Origin of the sequence: Herbiconiux sp. VKM Ac-2851 (assembly GCF_013205105.1) — a bacterium.
GTDB classification, from domain to species: domain Bacteria; phylum Actinomycetota; class Actinomycetes; order Actinomycetales; family Microbacteriaceae; genus Herbiconiux; species Herbiconiux flava.
The window spans coordinates 193,076-218,610 of sequence record NZ_JABMLJ010000002.1 but is presented as its reverse complement, the minus strand read 5'-3'; the positions used below and the strand labels follow the sequence as shown (position 1 = coordinate 218,610).

Annotated in this window: 21 protein-coding genes; 12 read left to right on the top strand and 9 right to left on the bottom strand. The window is 69.8% G+C overall.

The window, feature by feature from the left end:
- The first annotated feature begins 56 nt into the window (after window positions 1-56).
- From HQQ85_RS07690 to HQQ85_RS07670, 5 genes are all read left to right on the top strand, one after another.
- On the top strand, window positions 57-1,754 hold the full coding sequence (locus tag HQQ85_RS07690; RefSeq protein ID WP_173181956.1) for a circularly permuted type 2 ATP-grasp protein: 1,698 nt from the start codon (window positions 57-59) through the stop codon (window positions 1,752-1,754).
- Window positions 1,755-1,759: 5 nt separating this feature from the next.
- Window positions 1,760-2,692 carry an alpha-E domain-containing protein gene (locus HQQ85_RS07685; protein WP_173182862.1) on the top strand — a complete coding sequence of 311 codons (933 nt, stop codon included), beginning with the start codon at window positions 1,760-1,762 and terminating at the stop codon, window positions 2,690-2,692.
- Window positions 2,689-3,534, top strand: coding sequence for a transglutaminase family protein (locus HQQ85_RS07680; RefSeq protein ID WP_173181955.1), 846 nt, complete (start codon window positions 2,689-2,691; stop codon window positions 3,532-3,534). The genes HQQ85_RS07685 and HQQ85_RS07680 overlap by 4 nt, the downstream gene beginning before the upstream one ends.
- Before the next feature lie 108 nt (window positions 3,535-3,642).
- Complete coding sequence (locus HQQ85_RS07675) at window positions 3,643-4,593, top strand: alpha/beta fold hydrolase (protein WP_173181954.1); 951 nt, start codon at window positions 3,643-3,645, stop codon at window positions 4,591-4,593.
- Window positions 4,594-4,596: 3 nt separating this feature from the next.
- Window positions 4,597-5,907, top strand: coding sequence for an alpha/beta hydrolase-fold protein (locus HQQ85_RS07670; RefSeq protein WP_173181953.1), 1,311 nt, complete (start codon window positions 4,597-4,599; stop codon window positions 5,905-5,907).
- 6 nt (window positions 5,908-5,913) lie between these two features.
- Here HQQ85_RS07670 and HQQ85_RS07665 read toward each other — a convergent pair whose 3' ends face one another.
- From HQQ85_RS07665 to HQQ85_RS07650, 4 genes are all read right to left on the bottom strand, one after another.
- Window positions 5,914-8,229 carry a cell wall-binding repeat-containing protein gene (locus HQQ85_RS07665; RefSeq protein WP_173181952.1) on the bottom strand — a complete coding sequence of 772 codons (2,316 nt, stop codon included), beginning with the start codon at window positions 8,227-8,229 and terminating at the stop codon, window positions 5,914-5,916.
- A 103-nt stretch (window positions 8,230-8,332) separates the two neighbouring features.
- Window positions 8,333-11,044, bottom strand: coding sequence for a glycoside hydrolase family 65 protein (locus HQQ85_RS07660; RefSeq protein ID WP_173181951.1), 2,712 nt, complete (start codon window positions 11,042-11,044; stop codon window positions 8,333-8,335).
- Window positions 11,045-11,169: 125 nt separating this feature from the next.
- Window positions 11,170-11,916 (bottom strand): HAD family phosphatase, encoded by a 747-nt coding sequence (locus tag HQQ85_RS07655; RefSeq protein WP_173181950.1) that lies wholly within the window; start codon window positions 11,914-11,916, stop codon window positions 11,170-11,172.
- Between the two features lie 115 nt (window positions 11,917-12,031).
- On the bottom strand, window positions 12,032-13,516 hold the full coding sequence (locus tag HQQ85_RS07650; RefSeq protein WP_216851653.1) for an SLC13 family permease: 1,485 nt from the start codon (window positions 13,514-13,516) through the stop codon (window positions 12,032-12,034).
- Between the two features lie 169 nt (window positions 13,517-13,685).
- On the opposite strand from HQQ85_RS07650, the gene HQQ85_RS07645 reads away from it, so the two are divergent.
- The 4 genes from HQQ85_RS07645 (at window position 13,686) to HQQ85_RS07630 (ending at window position 17,729) form a co-directional block, all read left to right on the top strand.
- A complete protein-coding gene (locus HQQ85_RS07645; protein ID WP_173181948.1) occupies window positions 13,686-15,443 on the top strand; it encodes a sensor histidine kinase in 1,758 nt (585 codons plus the stop codon).
- Complete coding sequence (locus HQQ85_RS07640; RefSeq protein ID WP_173181947.1) at window positions 15,440-16,099, top strand: response regulator; 660 nt, start codon at window positions 15,440-15,442, stop codon at window positions 16,097-16,099. Before HQQ85_RS07645 ends, HQQ85_RS07640 begins: the two co-directional genes overlap by 4 nt.
- A 98-nt stretch (window positions 16,100-16,197) precedes the next feature.
- Window positions 16,198-17,247, top strand: coding sequence for a biotin/lipoate A/B protein ligase family protein (locus HQQ85_RS07635; protein ID WP_173181946.1), 1,050 nt, complete (start codon window positions 16,198-16,200; stop codon window positions 17,245-17,247).
- Window positions 17,244-17,729, top strand: coding sequence for a heme-binding protein (locus tag HQQ85_RS07630; RefSeq protein WP_173181945.1), 486 nt, complete (start codon window positions 17,244-17,246; stop codon window positions 17,727-17,729). Before HQQ85_RS07635 ends, HQQ85_RS07630 begins: the two co-directional genes overlap by 4 nt.
- Window positions 17,730-17,832: 103 nt before the next feature.
- Here HQQ85_RS07630 and HQQ85_RS07625 read toward each other — a convergent pair whose 3' ends face one another.
- The 4 genes from HQQ85_RS07625 to HQQ85_RS07610 form a co-directional block, all read right to left on the bottom strand.
- Window positions 17,833-19,203, bottom strand: coding sequence for an HNH endonuclease signature motif containing protein (locus HQQ85_RS07625; protein WP_173181944.1), 1,371 nt, complete (start codon window positions 19,201-19,203; stop codon window positions 17,833-17,835).
- Window positions 19,204-19,278: 75 nt separating this feature from the next.
- Window positions 19,279-20,412, bottom strand: coding sequence for a TIGR03617 family F420-dependent LLM class oxidoreductase (locus HQQ85_RS07620; RefSeq protein ID WP_173181943.1), 1,134 nt, complete (start codon window positions 20,410-20,412; stop codon window positions 19,279-19,281).
- 69 nt (window positions 20,413-20,481) lie between these two features.
- The gene (locus HQQ85_RS07615) at window positions 20,482-21,804 is read right to left on the bottom strand and encodes an acyltransferase (protein ID WP_173181942.1); all 1,323 of its coding nucleotides are present in this window, start codon (window positions 21,802-21,804) and stop codon (window positions 20,482-20,484) included.
- 30 nt (window positions 21,805-21,834) lie between these two features.
- Entirely contained in the window at window positions 21,835-22,491 is a 657-nt protein-coding gene (locus HQQ85_RS07610; protein ID WP_173181941.1) for a cyclodeaminase/cyclohydrolase family protein, read from the bottom strand.
- 417 nt (window positions 22,492-22,908) lie between these two features.
- Between HQQ85_RS07610 and HQQ85_RS07605 the strand changes: the two genes are divergently transcribed.
- Window positions 22,909-23,409 carry a hypothetical protein gene (locus HQQ85_RS07605; protein ID WP_173181940.1) on the top strand — a complete coding sequence of 167 codons (501 nt, stop codon included), beginning with the start codon at window positions 22,909-22,911 and terminating at the stop codon, window positions 23,407-23,409.
- Window positions 23,406-24,086: a hypothetical protein gene (locus HQQ85_RS07600; protein WP_173181939.1), complete on the top strand. Its 681-nt coding sequence runs from the start codon at window positions 23,406-23,408 to the stop codon at window positions 24,084-24,086. The genes HQQ85_RS07605 and HQQ85_RS07600 overlap by 4 nt, the downstream gene beginning before the upstream one ends.
- An 18-nt stretch (window positions 24,087-24,104) precedes the next feature.
- Here HQQ85_RS07600 and HQQ85_RS07595 read toward each other — a convergent pair whose 3' ends face one another.
- Window positions 24,105-24,392 carry a GNAT family N-acetyltransferase gene (locus HQQ85_RS07595; RefSeq protein ID WP_173181938.1) on the bottom strand — a complete coding sequence of 96 codons (288 nt, stop codon included), beginning with the start codon at window positions 24,390-24,392 and terminating at the stop codon, window positions 24,105-24,107.
- A gap of 47 nt (window positions 24,393-24,439) precedes the next feature.
- Between HQQ85_RS07595 and HQQ85_RS07590 the strand changes: the two genes are divergently transcribed.
- Window positions 24,440-25,534, top strand: a complete 1,095-nt coding sequence (locus HQQ85_RS07590) for a site-specific DNA-methyltransferase (protein WP_173181937.1) — start codon at window positions 24,440-24,442, stop codon at window positions 25,532-25,534.
- The last annotated feature ends 1 nt before the right edge of the window (window position 25,535 follow it).

The following is a 25,535-nucleotide window of genomic DNA, read 5'->3' as shown; positions in this document are numbered from 1 at the left end:
TTCATCCTGCCCGATCGCGAAACACCCGCGCAACACCCGAGCAGTAGGCTCACCGCATGGTTGACCTGTTCGACGGCTACGGTGCCACTCTGCTCACGCGATCCCGGCGTGCCGGGGCGAGCCCGTGGGACGAGATGTTCCCCGAGCCCAAGTCGCAGGACGGCGTCGAGGCGCGCGCCGCCTACAAAGACATCTACACCGCCCTCGCCCGCATGACGCAGGAGGAGCTGCGCGGCCGCACCGACGCGCTGGCCAGCTCCTACCTCGCCCAGGGCGTGACCTTCGACTTCGCCGGCGAGGAGCGGCCGTTCCCGCTCGACGCCGTGCCGCGCGTGATCGAGCAGAGCGAGTGGGTCGACGTCGAAGCCGGTGTGAAGCAGCGGGTCAAGGCGCTCGAGGCCTTCCTCGCCGACATCTACGGCTCGCAGGCCGCCGTACGCGACGGGGTCATCCCCGCGGCGCTGATCAGCTCCAGCAACCACTTCCACCGCGAGGCCGCGGGCATCGTGTCGCCGAACAACGTGCGCATCCAGGTCTCGGGCATCGACCTGATCCGCGACGAGAAGGGCGCCTGGCGCGTGCTCGAGGACAACGTGCGCGTGCCGAGCGGCGTCTCCTACGTCATCTCGAACCGCCGGGTGATGGCGCAGACCCTGCCCGAGCTGTTCGTCAGCATGCGGGTGCGACCGGTGGGCGACTACCCGAACAAGCTCCTGCAGGCCCTGCGCGCATCCGCCCCTGCCGGTGTCGACGACCCCACGGTCGTCGTGCTCACCCCCGGCGTCTACAACTCGGCCTACTTCGAGCACACCCTGCTGGCCCGCCTGATGGGTGTCGAGCTCGTCGAGGGCCGCGACCTGTTCTGCTCGGGCGGCCGGGTCTGGATGCGCACGACCGCCGGCCCCACCCGCGTCGACGTGATCTACCGACGGGTCGACGACGAGTTCATAGACCCGCTGCAGTTCCGTGCCGACTCGATGCTCGGCAGCCCCGGCCTGCTGCTCGCGGCCCGCCTCGGAAACGTCACCATCGCGAACGCGGTCGGCAACGGCGTGGCCGACGACAAGCTCGTCTACACCTACCTCCCCGACCTCATCCAGTACTACCTGGGCGAGAAGCCGATCATCCCGAACGTCGACACCTGGCGGCTCGAAGACCCCGGCGCGCTCGAGGAGGTGCTCGACCGGCTCGACGAGCTCGTGGTGAAGCCGGTCGACGGCTCGGGCGGCAAGGGCCTCGTGATCGGCCCCGACGCCTCACCGAAGGAGCTCGAGACCCTGCGCAACCGGCTGATCGCCGACCCGCGCGGCTGGATCGCGCAGCCCGTCGTTCAGCTCTCGACCATCCCCACCCTCGTCGAGGACGGCATGCGTCCGCGCCACGCCGACCTCCGCCCCTTCGCGGTCAACGACGGGAATGACGTCTGGGTGCTGCCCGGCGGTCTCACCCGCGTGGCCCTCCCCGAGGGTCAGCTCGTGGTCAACAGCTCGCAGGGCGGCGGCTCGAAGGACACCTGGGTCGTCGGCCAGGACCCGTTCTCGACCCTCGCCTCCGTCTCCCGCGACGCCCACGACATCCAGGGCCTCGTCGCCGAGCAGGCCGCGAACACCCAGGCCATCCCGATCATCGGGCACGGTCACACGCCCGACCACTCGCCCGAGGATGCGCCGCGCAGCGATCAGTCGCAGCAGCAGCAGCAGACCAAGCACGTACCGGATGCGCATCCCGCCCCCGCAGCGAAGGGAGACGTGTGATGGCCATGCTGTCCCGCATCGCGGAGTCCCTGTTCTGGATCGGCCGCTACATCGAGCGCTCCGACGGCACCGCGCGCATCCTCGACGTGCACCTGCAGCTCCTCCTGGAGGACCCGTGGATCGAGGAGAACCTCGCCTGCCGCTCGCTCCTGTCGGTGATGGGCAGCGACGTGCCCGACGACAACCGCTCGCTCACGCGCGCCGACGTGCTGGCGCTGCTCGCGGTCGACCGCACGCATCCGGCCTCGATCGCCTACTCCCTCGGCGCCGCCCGCGAGAACGCCCGACGGGCCCGCGAGATCGTCTCGACCGAGCTCTGGGAGTGCCTGAACACCACCCGCGCCCGCATGCCCCGCAAGATCGCCGGCGAGAAGACGCACGAGTTCTTCGGCTGGGTGCGCGACCGATCGGCGCTCGCCGTGGGCATCATGGAGTCCAGCGCCAGCCGCGACGAGGCCTGGCACTTCTTCACCCTCGGCCGCTCGATCGAGCGGGCCGACATGACCGCGCGCCTGCTCGCCACCCGCAGCCTCACCGAGGCGAGCGGCCCGTCGTGGACGACGATCCTCCGCTCCTGCGGCGCCTACGAGGCCTACCTCCGCACCTACCGGGGCGTGCCCAGCGCGCGGAACGCCGCCGAGTTCCTGCTGCTGGACCGCCTGTTCCCCCGCTCCATCCTGTACTCGGTGTCGCGTGCCGAACAGTGCCTGCGCGATCTCGGCCCCCGCAACGAGCGGCTCGGCGTCACCGACAGCGCGCAGCGGCTGCTCGGGCAGATCCGCTCGCAGCTGGAGTACCGCCCGATCACCGACATCCTGCACGAGCTGCCGCGCCACATGGACAGCGTGCAGGACGCCACGAGCGCCGCCAGCGAGGCCGTCCGGCAGCGCTACTTCCCCACCAACACGGCCCCGAGCTGGATCGGAGAGAGCGCATGAACCGGCTGCGCATCCGGCACATCACCGGGTACCGCTACGAGGGCGAGGTGCAGGCCTCCTACAACGAGGCGCGCATGCTGCCCGTGAGCTCGGAGGCGCAGTTCGTGCTGCACTCCTCGCTCGAGATCGCCCCCGTCTCCTCCAACCACGGGTACATCGACTACTGGGGCACACGGGTGTCGTCGTTCGAGGTGCTCACGCCGCACAAGGAGCTCTCGCTCACGGCGACCAGCCTCGTGGAGGTGCGCAACCGGCCGCACGCCGCTCATCCGCTCGAGTGGTCGGAGCTGGCGTCGCAGGCCGCCACCTCGACCACCTACGTCGAGCAGGCGAAGCAGACGAAGCTCACGGCGCCGGCCGCCGATCTCGTCGAGCTCGCCGAGTCGATCGCGGCGGCCCACACCTCGCCGTGCGACGCGGCGCTCGAGATCTGCACCGAGATCGGCCGCCAGGTCGAGTACGTGCAGGGCGTCACGGGCGTGCAGTCGACGGCGCGCGAGTCGTGGAAGGACAAGCGCGGCGTCTGCCAGGACATCACCCACATCGCGATCGGCGCCCTGCGCTCGGTCGGCATCCCGGCGCGCTACGTCTCGGGCTACCTGCACCCGAAGCCGGGCGCCGCGATCGGCGAGACGGTCACCGGCGAGTCGCACGCCTGGGTCGAGTGGTTCTGCGGGGAGTGGCGCGGCTTCGACCCGACGAACCTGATCGACATCGGCGAGCGGCACGTCATCGTCGGGCGGGGCCGCGACTACAACGACATCGCGCCGTTGCGCGGGGTCTACGCGGGGCCGTTCGGGTCGCAGCTCTTCGTGAAGGTGGAGATCACGCGCGAGTCGTGAGTGACTTCGCGGGTTCTCGGTTCGTCACGGTGCGACGGATGCTCGACTGCTCCGTTAGGGGGGTGCCGGTGCCCCGTGGCCGCGGCTGCCCGCGTGCCACAATGACGTATGCCTGAGCAACCGCCGCCGAGCGCGCACTTCACCGCCGTGTTCGAGGACGAGCAGGGCATCGCGATCACCTACTACGGGTGGACGGTCGAGCAGCCCCGCGCCGTCGTGCAGATCTCCCACGGCCTCGGTGAGCACGCCCTGCGCTACGCCGCCCTGGCCGCCGAACTGAACGAGGCCGGCTACAGCGTCTACGCTGCCGACCAGCGCGGGCACGGGGCCACGGGCCTCGCCCAGCACGGCGGCGACCGCTCCAAGATGGGGCGGCTCGGGCCGGGCGGGCTGCGGGCGACGGTGGACGACATCCGTCAGCTGGGCGTGCAGGTCGCGCGCGAGCATCCTGAGGTGCCCCTCGTGCTGCTCGGTCACAGCTGGGGCTCGCTGATGGTGCAGATGCTCGTGAACACCCCCGCGCTCGCGCACTACGCGGGCGTCGTGCTCGTCGGCACGGCATACCGGATGCCCGGGTCGATGGACGGCGGTGACCTCACCCGACGGCACCGCCCTGCGAAGGGCAGCCCCGGCGCCCCCGGCAACGGCTTCGAGTGGCTCTCCCGCGACGTCGAGGCGCAGCAGCGCGCCGCCTCCGACGAGCTCATGTTCCCCGCCGAGGTGCTGAAGCTGTTCGGCGTCGCCGACGGGCTGCGCCTGTTCGGCCGACCCGCGCGGCACCTCGTCGCGGACGTGCCCGTGCTCATCATCGTCGGCGACGACGACATCCTCGGCGGGCGGGCCAGCGCCACCAAGCTGCGGCACGCCTACCTCGAGCGGTCGAAGCTGAGCGACGTCGAGCTGCACGTGTATCCGGATGCACGGCACGAGATCCTGAATGAGACCAACCGCGACGAGGTGGTGCGCGACCTGCTCGCGTGGCTGGAGCGTCACGTCTCGCGGTCCGGCGACTCCGGAGGCGCCGGCTCGTCGCTCTCCTCGCCGACGGCGGGGGAGTAGACCGTGGACGCGCTGCTCGATCTGCCCATCATCGACGGCCCTCTGATCTGGGTGGTGGTCGCCCTCTCGGCCGTCGTGCTCGTCTACCTGCTCGTGCGCCCGCCGGGCATCCGCTGGCTGCTCACCGTGCTGATCGGCCTGCTCGCCGGGGCGCTCGTCGCCTTCGGCGTGATCGCGTGGGCCGAGCTCACCGACGCGTTCGGCATCGCGCTGCCGATCCAGGTGAAGGCGATCGCCGTCGCGACCTTCGCCGCCGTCGGGGTCGCGGTGGTGAATCTGTGGCGCTCGCGGTGGTGGCGCAAGGTCATCGCCGTGCTGGGCGTGCTGCTGTTCGCGGCGTCGGGCACGCTCGGCGTCAACGCCTACTTCGGGCTGAACCCGACGGTGGCGTCGCTGTTCGGCATCACGGTCGAGCATCCGATCGTCATCCCGACGAACTCGCCGCAGCCGACCTCGACCGACGACCCGGATGCGGGCAAGCCCCTCTACGAGACCTGGAAGCCACCGGCGGGCATGCCGACGGTGGGCACCCAGGGCACCCAGGTCATCCCGCCGACCGCGTCGGGCTTCACCTCGCGACCGGCCGGCATCTACCTGCCGCCCGCCGCGCTCGTCGAAGGCGCCCCGGCCCTGCCGTTCCTGCTGCTGATGATGGGCCAGCCGGGCAACCCCGAGACCGACTTCGTGGCGGATGCGCTGGACAGCTATGCCGCGTCGCATGACGGCCTGGCGCCGATCGTCATCGTCGCCGACCAGCTCGGCGACCCCAACCAGGACCCGGTCTGCGCCGACACCGCGGCCCTCGGCAACGCCGAGACGTTCATCACGCAGGACGTCGTGACCTGGGCGCGCTCGAACCTGAACATCCTGAAGGATCCGGCCCACACGACCATCGCGGGCTACTCCAACGGCGGCGGATGCGCGTTCAAGTACGGCGCGAAGTACCCCGAGATCTTCGGCAACGTCTTCGACATCTCGGGCGAGGAGTACCCCGGCTCGGAGCAGCCCGACCAGGTGATCGCCTCGCTCTTCGGCGGGGACGCGACGGCTTTCGAAGCGGAGAAGCCGGAGAGCATCCTGACGTCGGGGGCGCACGCCTACCCCGACACCTTCGCGGTCTTCACAGTCGGCGGCAACGACCCGGCCTTCATGCCCGAGGCGGCCTCGGCCTCGGCGGCGGCCACCGCGGCGGGGTGGAAGACGACGTACTACGTCGTCCCCGGCGCCGGCCACGTGCAGGACGCCATCCGCGGCGGCCTCACCTACGGCTTCGGCCTCCTCTACCCGCGCCTCGGCCTGGCCCCGCCCGCCTGACCGCCTCTACTCCTTTCGCAGGAAGCTGTTGAGCTGAGTCACCACGCTGTCGGAGATCGCCGCGGTGCCGCCGACGACGATGATCTTGCGCGGATCGAGGCGCTTCAATTCAGCCGCGATGTCTGCCGGTATCGCGTCCTTTCGCACCAGCAGCACCGGCCCACGGTTGGCGGCTGCGGCGGCTCCGGACGAGAGAGCGTCGGGGAAGTTCTCACCCGAGGCGATGTAGACGACCCGCGTGTGCTCGGCGAAGGTCGCCGCCGAGGTGTTGGCGGCCACAGCGAACCGGTCGGCCCCACTGATCCGGGTCGTCGGAGCGATCGCGTCGAGCTTCGCCTTCGTGTCGTCGGATACGGCAGCGGGGCCGCCGAGCACCACAATCTTGTCGGGCTTCAGCCGCGCCAGCTCGTCGGAGATCGCGGCCGGCACCTCGTCCTTCCGCGTCAGCAGTACGGGCCCGCGCCCGAACCCGGCGGCGGCACCTGCCACCAGCGCGTCGGGATAGTTCTCGCCCGACGCGACGTAAGCGACCTTCGATCCGGTTGGAAAAGTATTCGCGGAGGTCTTCGCTGAGACTGCAAATCGGTCGGGTCCGTCGATTCGGTCAGGACGTTTTCCCGTCAACCGCTCAATTTCTGCGAGCACGGTATCGTCTACAGCGAGGGACCCGCCGATGATCGTGACGCCGTTCGGACGATAGCGCTGAAGTTCGGCAGCCACCGACGCCGGAACCCCGTCGTGGGGCACGAGAAGGAGGGGTGACTTCACAGCTCGTTGACCCGCCGCTGCGGCGGTCATCGCTGAGAGGGCGTCCGGATAGCGCTCACCAGATGCTATGTAAATCGGGAGATTGCTGGATTCTGTGAAGAGCCCACGTGAGATTGCGGAAGATACCTCGAATCTGTTCGCCCCACCGACTCGCACCACACCGGACGCGAAATCGAGCGGCGCCGAGAAGACCTGAGGGCTAGCAGGCAATACGCCCTCTACGACGTTCAGAGCTTGCTTTGAGAAGACCACGGTCGCGCCGTCAGCCGCGAGTGAGATCGGGACACCGCGAGTGTCGGTGGCGATCGAGCCCCCTCCACCGGTCCAAGATCGGGAACCCAATAGGGTGTCGTTCACTTGCAAATCACGAACGTACACCTGAGGCCCGTCGCTGGACGTGCCCGCAGTGATGTCGCTGAGCACCGACACAAAAGCTATCCGTTCACCACTCGACGCAATTGCGAGATCGGCGGCATCGACTATCTCGTTCCATTGGTTGCGGCTGGCAATGGAGGTGGCACCGCCAGCCAGATCGTACACAAAGGCGCGCGACCCGGGACCCAGTGGGTCGGCAGTCGCATTTCGGGCGGAAGAGATGTATCCGACGGCATCCCCGCCTGCAGCCATCTGAGCTGTGACGACGTCGGCGTCGACTCCGGAAGTCTTGTCGACGCTGAGGCTTACTAGCGTAGTGGTGTCGGCCCGTCGGTTGCGGACGTATACCTGAACTGAACCTCTGGTGCTCAGAGCCGTGAGCTGTGCGGCGCAGAGAAACGACACGAGGTTGCCGTCTTCGGAAGTCGAAGGGCCATGCGCTGGGCAGATCGCCCCGGCCGGTGTGGGTGAAAGGGGGTCGACACTTACTAGCTCCGTCGAATTGTTCCGTAAATTGCGAACGAAGACCTGCAGCCCGATGGTGGCCTCTGCGGTTAGGTTCGAAGCGCGACTAGCGAAAGCTACGGTCGTACCGTCGGCCGAAATCTCGGGTTCGATGCTGTACGAATCGCCAGGCGTCGAGCCGCCATCCGTAGCGCTGGCCAGCACCAATGCCGCAGTTATGCGATCCCAGACAAAGATTTGATTGGCGCCCGAGGTTCCTGGAGCCAAGTTGGTCGACGATGACACGAACGCCACATAACGGCCGTCGGCGGATATTGACGGTTCGCTGGAATTGCCGTTCCCGATTGTCCCACGCTGCTTACTGACCAGCGTGGTCACATTCGTGATCGTGTCTCGAAGATAGATCTGCGAAGTCGAGGTGGCGTCGGTTACCAAGTTCGTTGCTGACGATTCGAATACCACGAAGTGACCATCGGCCGATGTGTCGGGATTGGTCGCCGTGGCGTTACCGGTGGCCTTCGCGTCGTTGCCCGTGGCGGTACTGACCAAGCGGGCGGCGCCACTGCCCATCAATCCTTCGGCAGACGAGGAGGGCATCGGAAAAAAGGACGCCAACAGGCCTCCAGCCAGAGTTGCGGTGATGACGATCTTGGCTGCCGAACGCATGGCACTCCTTACCTCGAAACAAAACGAGACATGCTCGTATATGGTCAAGCTTGGAGTCTACGGAGGGCGCACATTGGCGATCAATGAGCAATTACTACCTAGTTATCGTCACCGCCGCGAGACCTTGCCGGTAGCCGGTGCCAGATCTGGGTCAGTCGAAGCCGACGATCGACTCCGGGCCCTCGATGTCGGAGACGATCGTGGGCATGGAGGCGGTGATGACCGAGCCGTCGGCGCGCATCGTGCCCTCGATGTCGGACGTGGTGGGCGCGCCCTCGATGGTGGGGCGGTCGTTGGCCAGGGGGACGGTGACCGGGGTTCCGGACACGAGGAGCACGCGCTCGCCGCGGACCCACACCTCGACCGAGCGGTTCGACCCCGTCGGAGGGGAGGCGTAGCGGCCGGCAGGGGCAGTCGCAGGGGCAAGTGCAGGGGCAGGGGCGGTGTCGGTGGTCGAGCCGGTGTCGCCGGCTCCACCGCGCCCGCCGCCGCCCGCGGCAGCCGCGCCGGCGGCACCGGGCGCACCGTCGATCGCCGCCACCGGCGACGGGGCCGAGGGGCCGAGGATCGTGAAGGTCATCTCGTGCTGCCGCAGGTCGACCTCGATCAGCGAGCCGTGGATCGTCACGTGGAACACCATCGACTCCCACTCCTCGGGCAGCCGCGGGTCGAAGGTGAACTTGCCGAGGTAGTCGCGCATGCCGCCGAAGCCGAACGCCAGCGCGCTCCACACGCCGCCCGTCGACGCCACGTGGATGCCGTCGGCCGTGTTGTGGTGCAGGTCGCCGAGGTCGACGAACAGCGCCGCCTGGAAGTAGCCGAGCGCGAGCTCGCGGTAGCCGACCTCGGCCGCGATGATGGCCTGCGTCGAGGCGGACAGGGTCGAGTCGCCGGTGGTGAGCGCGTCGTAGTACTCGAAGTTCGCCCGCTTCTCGCGGGTGGTGAACTCGTCTCCCTGCAGGAACAGGGCGAGCACCACGTCGGCCTGCTTGATCACCTGGAAGCGGTAGATCACCAGCGGGTGGAAGTGCAGCAGCAGCGGCCGCTTCGAGGCGGGCGTGTTCTCGAGGTCCCAGAGCTCCTTCTCGAGGAACTGCGCGTCCTGCGGGTGGATGCCGAGGTCGGCGTCGAAGAGGATGTGCATCGCCTCCGCCGCCTCCGACCACTCCTCGATCTCGTCCTCGGTGAGGTCGAGGCGCTTGGCCATCGCCGCGTAGTCGTCGGGCGACTCGTGCCGCAGCCGCCGGGCCTGGCGCACGGCGGCGCGGAGGTTCGCCCGCGCCATCACGTTGGTGAAGAGGTTGTCGTTGACGACGGTGGTGTACTCGTCGGGCCCGGTGACGCCGTGGATGTGGAATGTCTGCGGCCCGTGGTCGCCCTCGCGCCCGCGCCAGAAGCCGAGGTCGGCCCACATGCGCGCCGTCTCGACCAGGATGTCGAGGGCGCCGCGGCGCAGGAAGTCGTCGTCGCCGGTGGCCGCCACGTACTGCGAGAGCGCGTGGGAGATGTCGGCGTCGATGTGGTACTGCGCCGTGCCGGCCGCGTAGTAGGCCGAGGACTCGAGACCGTTGATCGTGCGCCAGGGGAACAGCGCCCCGCGCTGGTTCAGCTCGACCGCGCGGTCGCGGGCGGCGGGCAGCATGCCCTGCCGGAAGCGCAGCGCGTTGCGCGCCACCTGAGGTGACGTGTACGTGAGGAAGGGGAGCACGTAGATCTCCGTGTCCCAGAAGTAGTGGCCGCCGTAGCCCGAGCCGGAGACGCCCTTCGCGGCGATGCCGCCGCCGTCGGTGCGCGCGGTCGACTGGGCGAGCTGGAATATGTTCCAGCGCACGGCCTGCTGCACGGCCGGCTGCCCCGGGATGACGACGTCGGCGCGCCGCCAGAAGTCGGCCAGCCATTCCTCCTGCCGCGCGAACACCTCTTCGATCGGCGTCTCGCGGATGCGGTCGAGCGTGCGGTTCGCCCGGTCGGCGAGCTCGGTCGTGGGCACCGTGGAGGAGGTGTGGTAGGCGATGGTCTTGACCAGACGGATGCGCTGACCGGCCTTCGCGCGCACGCGGTAGACCTGCTTGGCGATGTCGTCGTCGATCTGCGCCGACTCGTCCCACTCGTTCGTCGTCTCGAGGTGGTGCTCGGCGCCGACCGCCAGGGTCATGCCCGAGTTGGCCGCGCGGTAGCCGAGCACGTAGCGGCCCTCGTGGATCCACTTGAAGCGCGGGAGCAGCACCCGCTCGCTGAACGAGGACGCCTTGCGCGGGTCGCCGATGCCGGCTCCGCCCGCGCCCGCGACCGGGGTGTACTCGTCGACCCGGTCTTGACGGTTGAGGATCTGGCTCGAGATGAGCACCGAGGCGTCGGAGTCGAGCATGGTGACCTCGTAGTCGATGACGGCGAGGTGCCGGTCGGTGAACGAGACCAGCCGGCGCGAGCGGATGAGCACCCGCTTGCCGGAGGGCGTGCGCCACTCCACGACCCGCTCGAGCACGCCGGTCTTGAAGTCGAGCCGCCGCGAGTACTCGATGGTGTCGGCATCGGCCACCACGAACGGCTCGTCGTCGACGTAGAGGCGGATGACCCGTGCATCGGGCACGTTCACGATCGTCTGCCCCACCCGGGCGAAGCCGTACGCCTCCTCGGCGTGCTTGATCTGCCAGGTGTCGTGGAAGCCGTTGATGAAGGTGCCCTCGGCGTAGGCCTTGTGGCCCTCCTCGAAGTTGCCGCGGAGGCCCAGGTAGCCGTTGCCGACGGCGAACAGCGTCTCGGTGCGGCCCTGCGTGGCCGTGTGGAACTCGGCTTCGGTGAGGGCCCACTCGTCGAGCGGGAACTGGCTGCGGTCGAGCGGATCGGAGGCGATGGGGTTCATCGGATGCTTTCTCGGGGAGGGAACGCGGTGACGGGTCGATCGATGCTAGCGAACAGCGGATGCGCGGTGCAGCGCCTGGGGACGGAAAGCGCCGCAGGCGAAGAAGTGCAGGAGTGGACGCGCGGTCAGCGCAGCGACGGCAGCAGCTCGTCGAGGTCGTCGACCACGATGTCCGCGCCGGAGTCGAGCAGCTCCTGAGCCCCGACCCCGCGATCGACGCCGATGACGAGGGCGAAGTCGCCGTCGCGGCCGGCCTGCACGCCCGAGTGCGCATCCTCGACCACGATGCACTCGCTCGTCGGGAGGCCGAGCAGCGTAGCTGCGCGCTGGTAGGTGTCGGGGGCCGGCTTGCCCGAGATGCCCTCGGCCGCGGCGACCAGGCCGTCGACGATCACGGCGAAGCGGTCGCGGATGCCGGCCGTCGTCAGCACGGCCTCCGCGTTGCGGGAGCTCGACACCACGGCCACCTCGTAGCCGGCCGCGATCGCGCGGTCGAGCATGACGGCCGAGCCCGGGTAAGGAGCGATCCCGTCCTCGCGGAGGGCGGCGGCGAAGGCGTCGTTCTTGCGGTTGCCGAGTGCCCAGACGGTGCCCTCGCCCGCCGGGTCGTCCGGCGTGCCGTCGGGAAGCGACAGGCCGCGCGAGTCGAGCAGCGACTTCACGCCGTCGAAGCGCGGCTTGCCGTCGATGTGGAGGTAGTAGTCGTCGTCGCTGTAGGGCGCGGCACCGTGCGCCTCGAGGTACGGCGTGAAGAGGCGGGACCAGGCGCGCATGTGCACGTCGACGGTGGGAGTGAGCACTCCGTCGAGGTCGAACAGGAACGCTTTCGAGGAGGCGATGCGCGTCTGGTCGCGAACTGCGGTTTCGGTCATGGTCAAACGGTACGCGCTCGACGTGAACGACATGTAATCGCCGTGTTTCGATCGCGAGCGGAACGGGGCGCCGACCTGACCGACACCGCCGGCCGACCCGGCGCCCCGCAGCGCATCAGCCGATGCCGATCGCGCCGATGCCGATCGCGCCGATGCCGACGCCCACCGCGAGCATCACCAGCGCGACGACGACGGCCCGCCAGAGCACCTTCTTGTGGTGGTCGCCGAGGTTGACCCCGGCGAGCGAGACGAGCAGCAGGATGGCCGGCACGAGCGGGCTCTGCATGTGCACGACCTGGCCGGTGATCGAGGCGCGGGCCATGTCGACCGGGTCGATGCCGAAGGCCGAGGCGCTCTCGGCGAGCACCGGGAGGATGCCGAAGTAGAAGGCGTCGTTGGAGAGGAAGAAGGTCATCGGGATGCTCAGCAGCCCCGTGATGACGGCCGAGAAGGCTCCGAGGGAGGCGGGAATCGAGGACGCGACCCAGGCGGCCATCGCGTCGACCATGCCGGTTCCCTCGAGAACGCCGATCAGCACGCCGGCCGCCAGCACCATCGACACGACGCCGACGATGGAGGGGGCGTGGGCGACGATGCGCTCGGCCTGCTGCGAGACCCGCGGGAAGTTCACCAGGATCGCGACCGCGCTGCCCGCCATGAAGACGTAGGCGAGCGGCAGCACGTCGGCGACGAGCAGCACCATCACGGCGACGGTCAGCACGAGGTTGAACCAGAACAGCTTCGGGCGGAGCGTGGGGCGGTTCGGGTCGAGCATCGTGTCGGCCATCGCGGTGTCGGCCGGGTTGACGAGGGCCTGCAGGGCACCGGTCGAGATGCGCTCGACCTGGGTGGCGGTACGCGCCGAACCCGAGCCGCCACGGCCGCCGCGACCGCCGCGAGCCGCCGAACCCGAGCCGGGGCGGGGCGACGCCGGGCGCCGGAACAGTCCGCCGCGCGACGAGCCGGCACGAGCATCCGGAACCTCGCTCTCTTCACCGGGCAGCGCCAGCGACCCGAGCCGCTTGCGCTCGAGCCGGCCCAGGTGCCACGCGAACAGGAAGATCACGGCCAGCCCGGCCAGCATCGACGGGATCATCGGCGTGAACACGTCGCTCGGCGAGAGTTCGAGCGCCGCTGCGGCCCGGGCGGTCGGACCGCCCCAGGGCAGGATGTTCATCGTGCCGTTGGCGAGACCGGCGACGCAGGTCAGCACCACCGGGCTGAGGCCGAGGCGCAGGTAGATCGGCAGCAGGGCGCTGGTGACGACGATGAAGGTGGTCGATCCGTCGCCGTCGAGCGAGATGACCGAGGCGAGCAGCGCCGTGCCGACGACGACCTTCACGGGGTCGTTGCCGACGAGTCGCAGGATCAGCCGCACCAGCGGGTCGAACAGCCCCACGTCGATCATCAGGCCGAAGTAGATGATGGCGAACATCAGGAGAGCCGCGGTGGGGGCGAGGCCGCTGATCGCGTCGAGCGCCATGTCGCCGATGACGAGCCCGGCGCCCGCGAAGAGGCCGAAGATGGTCGGCACGATGATCAGGGCGAGCACGGGCGTCATGCGCTTGGTCATGATCAGCACCATGAAGGCGGCGACCATTCCGAATCCGAGTAGTACGAGCACGGGAGACTCCTTCGTCTGTTTCCGGAAGACTAGGAAGAGGGGTCGGTGCGGCGCGCGCTACTGCGCATTTGCCGCGAAGAGCGCGTTGAGCGCGTTCTGCGCATTCTGCTCACGGGGCGCCGGGCGGCGGGGTTAGCATTCCGGCATGGCGACGAGGCTGGGCGCGACGAGGCTGCAGACGGGCGAGCGGATGCGCGGCCGCGCCCTGCCGCGACGCGCCCCCTTCACCACCCAGGTCAACCGCTCCATCGTGGCGGCGATGATCCTCGTCTCCCTCATCACGGTCGCCCTCTTCGCCCTCACCGGCTTCAACCGCCTCGTGCAGCAGACCCAGGAGTCGGCGCTCCGGGTCGCGCAGAGCGTCGCCGAGACGCCCTCGGTGCGCCAGGCGGCGGAGGCCGAGAGCGACCGGCCGGCTCCGTCCACGGACGCCGAGCTGGTCGACGGCACGGTCGACGACTACGCCCGCGCGATCGAGCAGCGCACGGGAGCGCTGTTCGTGGTGGTCACCGACGACACGGGGCGGCGGCTCGCGCATCCGAACCCCGACGAGATCGGCGACCCGGTCTCGACCAGCCCCGACGCGGCGCTCGCCGGGCAGGAGACCGTCAGCTGGGAGAGCGGGACCCTCGGCGACTCGGCCCGCGCGAAGGTGCCGATCTACGGGCTGGCCGACCCCACGCGGGTCGTCGGCGAGGTGAGCGTCGGACTGCCGCCCGCCGAGGTGTGGTCGACGGTGCTGACGGATGCGCTTCCCGTCGGTCTCTCGACCGCCCTCGCCCTCGGCGTCGGAGCGGTGCTCGCCGCGTTCATCGCCCGGCGGCTGCGGGCGACCACCCTGGGCCTCGAGCCCGAGGAGCTGCTCAGCCTCGTGCAGGATCAGCAGGCCGTGCTGCAGGGCGTCGACGACGGGGTGGTGGGGCTGTCGGTCGACGGGGTGGTGACGGTGTGCAACGACCGGGCCGCCTCGCTGCTGGGGATCTCGCTGCCGGGCGCGGTGGGGCGGGCGTTCGACTCCGTGGTGGCGGACGCGGGGGTGCGGGAGCGGGTGGCCGGATCGTCGCCGGCCGCGCCGGCGGGCGCATCCGACGCTTCCGCTCCGGCGCCGTCGGGCCCGGCCGCCCTCGCCGAGCCGCTGCTCGTCGCCGGGCACCTGCTCTACGTCGACGTGCACGAGGTGCGGCGGGATGCGCGGCTGCTCGGCCGCGTCGTGATCGTGCGCGACGTCACCGACGTCGAGGACCTCACCCGGCGGCTCAGCGCCGTCGGCACGCTCGCCGGCGCGCTGCGGGAGCAGCGGCATGAGTTCGCGAACCGCATCCACGTGGTGTCGGGTCTCGTGCGGGCCGGTGACACGGCCCAGGCGCTGGAGTACCTCGACCAGGTCGCGGGCCACGGTCCGGTGCGGTTCCCGGTCGAGAACGCGCAGCTCGTGCGGGAGCCGTACCTGCAGGCCTTCCTCGGTGCGAAGGCGGCCGAGGCCGAGGCGCGCGGGGTGATGCTGCGGGTGGGGCCGGACGCCGACGTGGTGGGTTCGCTCGTGCATCCGGAGGACGTCACGACCGTGCTCGGCAACCTCGTCGACAACGGGATCGACGCGGCCGCGCGCTCGGAGCGCACGCCCAGGTGGGTCGAGGTCGAGGCGCTGCGGCACGGGGACGAGCTGCACCTGTCGGTGATGGACTCGGGGGACGGGGCTGGTGGGGGCCCCGCACCCGCGGCCGTGGCCCAGCCGGAGGGGCCCGAGGCGGTGCACGGACACGGCATCGGCCTGCGCCTCTCGGCGGATGTGGCCCGGCGCCATGGGGGCCGGCTGTGGCTGGCGATGGCGGGTGCATCCGACCACGGAGCCGTGTTCTGCGCCGAGCTGCACGGACAGTTCGAGAAGGAGGACGGCTCATGAGCGAGCTGCGCGTCGTCATCGTCGACGACGACTTCCACGTCGCCCGGCTGCACACCCGCATCGTCGAGGCGACCGGCGGCTACACCGTGGTCGCCACCGCTGGCTCGGTCACCGAGGCCCGCACCGCGATCGAGGCGGCGCGGCCCGAGCTGCTGCTCGCCGACATTTACCTGCCCGACGGCTCGGGGCTCGACCTCGTGCGCGGCTACGACCTCGACGCGATCGTGCTGAGCGCCGCGGTGACGGCTGCGGCCGTGCGCACCTCGTTCCAGCGCGGTGCCTTCGCCTACCTCGTGAAGCCCTTCGCCGACGAGGCGCTCGCCGAGGTGCTGCGCGGCTACACCCGCTACCGCAACCTGCTCGACGCCCAGCCCGAGCTCGACCAGGAGACCATCGACCGCGCCCGCCGTGTGCTGCACGGCTCGGCGTCCCGCGACGCGGCGGCGCGGCGCTCGCCGACCGAGCAGTCGGTGCTCGAGACGTTGGCTCAGTCTCCGGATGCGCTGTCGGCACCCGTGGTCGCCGCGCAGCTCGGCATCTCACGCGCGACGGCGCAGCGGTACCTGTCGGCGCTCGCGCACGACGGACAGCTGCTCGTCGAGCTGCGGTACGGGAGCACCGGGCGGCCCGAGCACCGGTATCGGCTGCCTCGCTGAGCGGCCGTGCATCCGCTCGTCTGCCCTTTCGGGTGGCCGGGCATCCGCTCGTCTGCCCTGCTGGGCCCGGTGTCGCAGGGCGGGGCTACGCTGAACGCATGCACGGTGAATACAAGGTGCCCGGCGGCAAGCTGGTGGTGGTCGATCTCGACGAGGTCGACGGCCGCATCCAGAACTTCCGGCTGGCCGGCGATTTCTTCCTCGAACCCGACGACGCGCTGCCGCTGATCGACGCGGCGGTGAACGGGCTGCCCGCCGACAGCGACGCGGCCACGATCGCGGCCGCCGTACGCGGCGCGCTGCCCGAGGGGGCCGTGCTGCTCGGCTTCACGCCCGAGGCGGTGGCGGTCGCGGTGCGACGCTCGCTCGCGCGGGCGACGAGCTGGGATGCGTACGAGTGGCAGCTGATCCACACCGGCCCCGAGACGCCGCAGATGCAGCTCGCGCTCGACGAGGTGCTCACGAACGAGGTCGGTGAGGGGCGCCGCAAGCCGACGCTGCGCATCTGGGAGTGGAACGAGCCGGCCGTGGTGATCGGCAGCTTCCAGTCGCTGAAGAACGAGGTCGACCCTGACAATGCCGCGAAGTACGGCTTCGAGGTGGTGCGGCGCATCTCGGGCGGCGGCGCCATGTTCATGGACGCGAACTCGGTCGTCACCTACTCCATCTACGCCCCGGCGGCGCTCGTGCAGGGCATGAGCTTCGCGGATTCCTACGCCTTCCTCGACGAGTGGGTGATCACCGCGCTGAAGTCGCTCGGCATCGAGGCGTTCTACCAGCCGCTGAACGACATCTCATCGGTCAAGGGCAAGATCGGTGGTGCCGCCCAGAAGCGTCTCGGCAACGGCGCCGTGCTGCACCACGCCACCATGAGCTACGACATGGACGGCGAGAAGATGGTTCAGGTGCTGCGCATCGGCCGCGAGAAGATGAGCGACAAGGGCACCACCTCGGCCGCCAAGCGCGTCGACCCGCTGCGCAGCCAGACGGGGCTCTCGCGGGCCGAGATCATCGACCGGCTGATCGCGACGTTCACCGGGTTGTACGGGGCGGTGCCCGACACCGTCACCTCGGCTGAGCGGGCTGCCGCCGAGGAGCTGGTGCGCACGAAGTTCGCGACGCCCGAGTGGATCGGGCGGGTTCCGTGAGCGCCGCCTCCTCCTCCCTCCCCGTCTTCACTGTGGACGACCTCGAGGAGGCGCCAGTGTTCGACGCCGAGTCCTTCTCGAAGTCGGATGCTCTGGACCTCGGTGTCATCGCCGCCGACCTGGTGCGATCCCGCGGTCTCGACCTCGCGGTCGACATCGTGCTGGCGGGCGACCTGGTGTTCCGGGTGAAACTCGGAGCGACCGGGCCCGAGAACGACTTCTGGCTCGCGGGCAAGGCGGCAGTGGCGGTCTACTTCGGTGTGCCATCGCTGCTCGTGCGGCGTCGCCACGAGGCGGCGGGCACCCGCTTCGACGAGCTCGACGAGCCCGGGGTCGACCATGCGGCGATGCGCGCCCACGGCGGCTCGATCCCGCTCTTCGTTCGCGGAGAACTCCTCGGCACCATCACGGCCTCAGGCGAACCTGACGTGGTCGACCACCAGCTGGCGGCGGATGCTCTAGCTGCGTACTTGGCTCGCTAGCGCTCTCCAACCCGGCCATGTCCATCGTGGGCAAGCGCGTCAGCGCGCGGCAGCCGTGTGTGCTGCCGCGCGCTTCGCGCTTGCCCTCGGATGCGGTGGCTGGCTAGGCGGCGGGTCGCTGGATGGTGCGTCGCCGGGTGGTCGGGATCGGCTTCTGCTCCGTGTCGATCCACCTCGGCGGAATGAGATGAGGCACCCCGTCTTGCATGGTCAATTTCCACGGTGACTTGTGCAGGTGGGAATGGTGGAAGTGGCAGAGAAGAACGCCGTTGTCGATGTCGGTTCGGCCGGGTGGATGGTCGTCCGAGACCCACTCGTTCGCATGATGTGTCTCGCAGAATGACGGTGGCCGGTCGCAACTGGGCCACACGCAACCGCCGTCTCGCGCGGCAAGGGCCCGGTTCTGCGCCGCGGTGAAAAGCCGCTTCGCCTTGCCGTGGTACAGCACTTCACCCTTATCGCCGAAGAGCGTGGCCGCGATCGGCGATGAGCATCGCATCTGTTCGACGGTGGAGGCGGGGACGGGCTGATCGATGCCGTCGATCCACCCGACTCCGCGGCCCGCTTCAAGGTCGTCGAGGGTCATGTGCACGTTGACGGTGGCGATGGCACCGTTGATGCGGGGCATGTCGTCGGCGCCAGCGGCGCGGGCGATGAGCTCGGTGATGGTGTCGGCGTTCTTCTGTGCCTGAGTGCGGCCATCGGCGGTAGCGTACTCGTCGCCATCGACGAACCGCGGCCCGGCCACGCGGGGGCTCTGCAACGCCTGGATGCTCGCAAACCACACCCCGCCCTGCTCAGGCGCCAGCGCGAACTTCCCCCGGTACATCCCATCCGACGATTGCGCGATCGTCAGTGATCGCTGCATCTGCAGCACCTCGTCACGTGGCTCCGCACCATCGGGGTCGAGCACCTCGCGCAGGTGGATCGCGGCCTTGAAGGTCTCGTCGGCGGTCAGCCGACACGAGAGGGTCTGGTCGACGAGGGTCTCCTCAGCGAGAGCCACAACATCGGGAGCGCATCCACGGTCGGCGAGCACACCGCACTGCTTGACGATGGCCGCCGCCGCTTCGACTCCGAGGACGCCTTCATCGAGCACGCGGGCGACCGCCGGGAACGGTGCAGGCCCCTCGCCCCCACCCAGCAGCACGGCGCCGCGGAGCTTCCGCCCGAGCTCGAGCCGGGCCTTGCACGCCCGCGCCGACGCGCCTGTCACCTTCGCGACGAGCGCGACCGGGGTCGTGAAGTTCTGCGACCGGCTCAGCCCCTCGTCGCCGAGCTCGGGACGCGACCGCACCCCCACCTCGCCGGCGGTCAGCACGCCCCCCGCCGACGCGAGCCGCGCGACCGCCTCGAAGTCGGCCATCAGCTCCAGCACGGCCTCGTCGGAAAGCCCCGCCAGCCTGCTGCGCGCCGCACCCAGAACGCCCTGAAGATCGCTGGCGATCCTCTTGAGCTGGGCGTCTGTCTCCATACTGAGATTCTATCAGAAAACCCTGATGAAAGCTCGGTTCATGCATCTGTATGCGCCCGAGATTCTTGCGCTCGACTACTCGTTCAGCGCACCGAGCAGCTCGGGCCAGACGTCGGCCTGCACCGGGTAGGGCGTCGAGAACGAGAGGCGCTGCACCACGCCGGCGAAGCGATCCCGCAGCTGCGCCGCGACCTCGGTGGGGGAGCCCACGACGGCGAACTCCGCCAGCACCTCGTCGGTGACCAGGGACGTCATGGCGTCCCACTCGCCCTTGACCGACCCCGCGTGCATCCGCTCGTGCAGTTCGCCCCAGCCGTGCAGCTCGAGCACGCCCTTGTAGGCGGGCGTCGAGCCGTAGAAGGCGATCTGCTTCTTGATGGCGGTGGTCGCGGTGTCGAGCTCGGCGTCCGTGCGGCCGACGGCGACCAGCGCGGGCAGGCTGACCTCGACCGGCTCGCCCACACGATCAGCGGATGCCCGCCCGCGCTCGAGCGCCGGCAACGACACCTCGCGGAGGTACCGTGCCGTGGTGAAGCTGTGGCTGAGGAACCCGTCGGCGACCGCACCCGCCGTCTCGGCCATCAGCGTGCCGACGGCCGCGAGTGCGATGCGCGGATTGCCGTGCGGGTTCGGGCCGGGGCTGAAGACGGGTGACATCAGGGTGTGGGAGTAGAACTCGCCCTCGAAGCGCAGGCGCTCGCCGGTCTCCCAGCTGGCCCAGATGGCGCGGATCGCCTCGACGTACTCGCGCATGCGCTTGGCCGGATGCGACCACGGCATCGAGAACCGGCGCTCGATGTGCGGCTTCACCTGCGATCCGAGTCCGAGCACGAACCGCCCGCCCGACACGAGCTGCAGATCGTTCGCGAGCATCGCCGTGTTCATCGGATTGCGCGCGAAGGCGACGGCGATGGCGCTCGACAGCCGCACGCGCTCGGTCGCCCGCGCGGCCAGCGTCAGCGCCACGAACGGATCGTGCCGCGTCTCGGTGACGAGCACGCCGTCGAACCCCTCCCGCTCGGCCACCTGCGCGGCCTCCTCGAGCTGCAGCGGCGTGCTGGCGATGTCGCCCCCGGCGTCGACGGCGAACCGCAGGCCCGCGCCGGTCGCCCTGGTCGCGCCGGTCGCCCTGGTCGCACCGGTCGACTCGGCGTCAGCGCCGTCGGCGGGCGTGGTGGCGGTGGCTTCGGGGGTCTCGTCGGTGAGCATGCCCACATCCCACCACGACGAGCGGATGCCCGCCCCTCGCCTGTGGGGTGACGACAACCCATCGCCCCCTCACCCGCCCGCCCGCGGGCCGCGCCCTCCAATCGCTGCCGCCGTCTGCGGCATGCGAAGCCGCTGGGCGAAGCGGTGGGCGGGGCGTTCGACCACGCGGTGGAAGGCGGCGGCGGTCACGAGGGAGAGCGCGATCGCCGCGATCGCCATCACGACGACGCCGAGCGAGCCGAGACCGGCCAGGGCCGACCCCGCCACAATCCCGTCGGCGGCCATCGGGGTGGAGAGGCAGGGGCCCGCCGAGCAGGCGGCGCCGGACGCCGTCGGGCTCAACAGACAGAAGCCGGCCGCACAGACCGCGTCGGACAGCGGCACCGACACACGCACCACCGCGAGCAGCACGGGCTCGTGCATGAGGTAGAGGCTGAACGAGACGAGGCCGAGCCACTGCAGTGGCCGCGACGAGAAGGCGTGGCGGACGGGCGCCCACAGGCCGGCCAGGGCGATCAGCAGCATCGCCGCAAGCAGGTGCCCGGTGGTCTCGACCACCGAGCGCACCGGCGGCGGAACACCCGACGCCGACAGCTGCCAGCCCACGAGCGCCAGCTCGCCGGCGAGCGACAGCGCGAGCACCGTCGCGACGGTCAGCGCACCCGGTCGCCGTCGCACCGCGGCCTCGAGCGCCCCCGAGAACCGGGCAAGTGCGACCCAGTTGAGCGCGAGCACCACCCCCAGCCCGAACATCGGTAGATAGAGCAGCGTCGGGTTGCCGAGCACGCCGCCCAGGGCGGAGGCCGCGATCAGCAGGGGCAGCGATACGAGCGCCGGGATGCGCCGCAGTACCGCGAGGTAGAGGACGAGGAGCAACGAGAAGAGCACCTCCCACTGCAACGTCCACAGCGGTGACAGCGCGCCGCTCGTTCCGGTGAGCAGGGTTGCGTCGTTCAGCAGCGCCCACGGGTCCAGATGCGTCGGATGTCCGTCGGCCCACGCCCCGAACCCGCTGCTCGTGCGCCGCACCAGCAGCGCCGTGACCACCACGAACGCCAGCGCCGCCCACACCGGCAGGTACAGCCGAGCGAGCCGCGACAGCGTGTAGCGCCCGTAGTCGAAGCCGCCCGGCGGCCCGCGCGTCGCGAGCTTCGTCAGCACTACTCCCGAGAGCACGAAGAACAGCCACACGGCGTGCGAGGCGGCGATGCTGAACCCGTTCGTCGAGACCCCGAGCACCGACGGCCCGAACCAGTCGGCCACGACGTTCTCGCGCACCACCAGCAGCCCGTGCCCCAGCGCCACGGCCAGCGCCGCGAGCCCGCGCAACCCGTCGAGCGCCGGCAGCCGTGCCGATGCGACGGGTGGCGGGAGGGTGGGCGAGAGCGGCACCGGGCCACCCTACAGCTTAATGAGAAAAGATCAAGAAGTGGTGTCGAAGTCAGTGAGACGCTCCAGCGCCCTGTCGAAACGCGCAAGCCCCTCGTCGAGCGACGGCGCCGCCGACGCCCCGTGCCGGGCGACCTCGTCGAGGTCGGCGGCCAGGTTCGTCCGGGCACCGGTGAGCGCCGCGCGCAGAGCCGCCGCCGCCACTGCGACGTCGGGTCGCAGGAAGGCAGGCGCGAGCGGCGCCAGCGCCTCCAGGTCGTCGAGCGCTTCGAGCGCGAGCTCGGCGAGGTCGGCCGAGATGCGGGCGGCGGCGGATCCGGCCGAGCGCACCGCCGCGTCCCGGTGCTCGCCGCGCGGCTCGTGGTAGGCGGCCCCGAACTCGGCCGACTCCCGCGCGTCGACGTCGGCGAGGTCGAGGGCGCGTTCGCGGCGGGCATCCGCTCTCTCGACGATCGCCCCGGCGGCCAGCGGATGCTCGTGCCGCGAGTACCCCGCCACCATCGCCGTCAGCGCGCAGGCCATACCCAGCATCACGCCCGACGCGGCACCGCCGCCGGGGTCGCCCACGGGCTCGGCCAATCGCCGCACCCAGTCGTGCACGGTCGATCCGCCCGTACTCGCCCCGGTGCCGACGGCGCGGTGGTCGCCGGGCTCGTGGTCATCGGCGCCCGGGTTGTCGGTGGTTGCCATGGTCGCCTCAGTGTCGATCTCGGTCTCGGCACGCAAGCGCTTAAGCGACGCTGCGCGTTCCTGATCCTGCCCGGAAGTCGGAGCGTCGCCAACCCGGTTTCAGCCCGTCGATGCGGACGGGGAAGTGGCGGATTCGATCTCGGAGGCCACGTCTGCGGACGAGCTCGGTGGCCACCCATACGCGGTGGATTCCACGGCGACGGCATCGACGACAGGTCGTACCGCCTCGCGCCAGACCCTCCGCCTGTGGACGAGCCGCGCCAGGCCGATAACGCCTACTGCTCCTGCAACCAGCATGATCACTACATCGGCGACGATCATTTTCTCCCACTTGACGACAAGACTTGAATATGCTGAGAATACGTCATGTAATCAGGATTGACAATTGCGCTATCACTTCTCATCAGCGTTCCTCTCATGGGGGCGGCTCATCCCGATGCTCCGCCCGACCTCGAAGGGACGATCCGCGAAGCTGTCGATGCGAGCGCGGCGACTGTGATGGACCACCACATCTTCGAAGCCAATTCGGTCGTCGCTATCCGCGGCGACCGGGTCGCAGAGTTGCGACGCGAGGGCGACGAGCCTGATTTCTCGGGGTGCGACTACCGGAACGCGGTCTTCACCAATCTCGGTGGATGGCAGGAGTCCTTGGATGGCTGCGGGATCATCGGTTTCGACTGGACGGCCCGTTATTCATACACCTGGAGCCGGGACACCCTGGCATGGAACTCCGGCCCATCGTGCGTGCAGGGAAGGGGATACTCGACCAGCCGTAGTGTCTCTACTCCCGTGTGGACGAATGCTGGGTGCGGCAGCAGCGGATCGGCCAGTGCCTTCATCGGCAACAGAGCGACCGTCGCCAAGATCCGCGGGCACGTCAACGCGGCAGGAAAGATCGGGTACGTGCGCTGGCGATGATCGTGAGCCCGTTGCGCGTCATGGCCGCCCTTGGTGCGGCGTTGATACTGCTCTCGGTACACGGATGCGCGAGGAGCGGCCTCCGCGAGCTCTCCGAGTCGGACCTCGACGAAATCGCCGCCGCCCCGGCGTGCGTCAATCCGGTAGCGCTCAAGGGCGACCCTGATTTCTCGGGAGCTGCGGCCGGCATCTACTGCATCCCTGAGAGCGGGCAGGGGGTGGTGGTGATGCTCTACGAGGATGCAGGCGCGACCTTTGAGGTGATCAACGACTGGGCCGACCTGATCACAGAGGACAACCCGATCGTGTACACGGATCGATGGTTCGCTACCGGGCCGAGGGGGACGCTCACCACTCTGTTAGGAGGGTTCCGGAGCAGCGGGCCCCAGCCCGTCGCCCCCGACGCGACCACCATGACGGCAACGCAGCAAGACGTTGCACTGTGCTCATCCATCACTTACGGGGTGGTCGCCGACCTTCTGGTTTCCACCGATGAACGCGAACTGGATCAGTACTTCGCGAACTATCCTGGCCTCGAGGGGGTTGCCGAAAGGGTGGCCCGGGAAGCAGCCGTCGAATATCCGGGCGGGGGTGGCGAAGACCTCGTCGCGAGAGCCTTCCTCACGCGGTGGGACGATGTGATCAAGGGCTACTGCGGGTCACGCCCGGATCCGTGACGGGAGAACGGCTCTAACTCAGCCGCGGTCGACGAGCTCCTGGTAGTCGGGGTGGGCGTCGATGAAGTGGGCGACGAAGGTGCACTGCGGCACCACGGTGAGGGCGCTCGAGGTGCGCACGTCGTCGAGGGCGTACTCGACCAGGGCACCCGCGAGGCCGGCCTTGCGGCGGCGGGGGTCGACCTCGGTGCGGGTGAAGACGATGCGGGAGCCCTCGAGCCGGTAGTCGGCGAACCCGGCGACCTGATCGTCGAGGGCGATGGTGTAGCGGTTCTGCCCGGGCTCGTTGCGGATCATGGTGCTCATCGGGGCCGACGATACGCCGCCGACCTTGGAACTGCCAGAATTGCACAATGCCTGTCGCCGGATCGCCCGAAGCCGGATCATCCGATACCGATGCGCCCGCAGCGCGATCCCCGCTCGACGACTTCGACGACGAGGCGCGGGGTGAGGGGCTCGTCATCCACGCCGACAACCTGCCCGTGCTCGGCGCCTTCGCCGACGGCTCGTTCACGCTGATCTACCTCGACCCGCCCTTCAACACCGGCCGCGCGCAGGCGCGTCGCTCGACCACGGTGAAGCGGGTGCCGCTGCCTGAGCCGGTGGGCGAGCATCCGGATGCCGCGGGCCCCGGCGAGACCTCGGTCACCGAGACGGGCGCAGCCGCCGGATACCCCGCGACCGTCACCGCGGCAGAGCCGGTGGCCGGCTCCGTGCCCGCACCCGCCGACGACCCCGCGCCCGACCCGGTGCCCGGCCGCTACGCCGGCTTCAAGGGTCGGCTCTACGACCGCATCAAGGGCGACCTGCTGCAGTACGACGACCGCTTCGACGACTACTGGTCGTTCCTCGAGCCGCGGCTCGTCGAGGCGTGGCGGCTGCTCGCCGACGACGGCACGCTCTACCTGCACCTCGACTACCGCGAGGCGCACTACGCGAAGGTGCTGCTCGACGCGCTGTTCGGGCGAGAGAGCTTCCTGAACGAGATCATCTGGGCCTACGACTACGGCGCCAAGTCGAAGAACCGGTGGCCGACGAAGCACGACACGATCCTGGTCTACGTGAAGAACCCCTCCACGTACTACTTCGACTCGGAGACCGTCGATCGCGAGCCGTACATGGCGCCGGGGCTCGTGACGCCCGAGCGGGCCGCGCGCGGGAAGCTGCCGACGGACGTCTGGTGGCACACGATCGTGTCGCCGACCGGGCGGGAGAAGACCGGGTACCCGACCCAGAAGCCGGAGGGTGTGCTGCGGCGGATCGTGCAGGCGTCCAGCCGCGAGGGCGACTGGGTGCTCGACTTCTTCGCGGGCAGCGGAACGACGGGGGCGGTCGCGGCGGCGCTGGGGCGCAACTACGTGCTGGTCGACCGGAACGAGGCGGCGATCGACGTCATCCGCCGCCGCCTGCCCGCGGCCCGCTTCGTCGAGGCGCCGCCCGCGCCCTGAC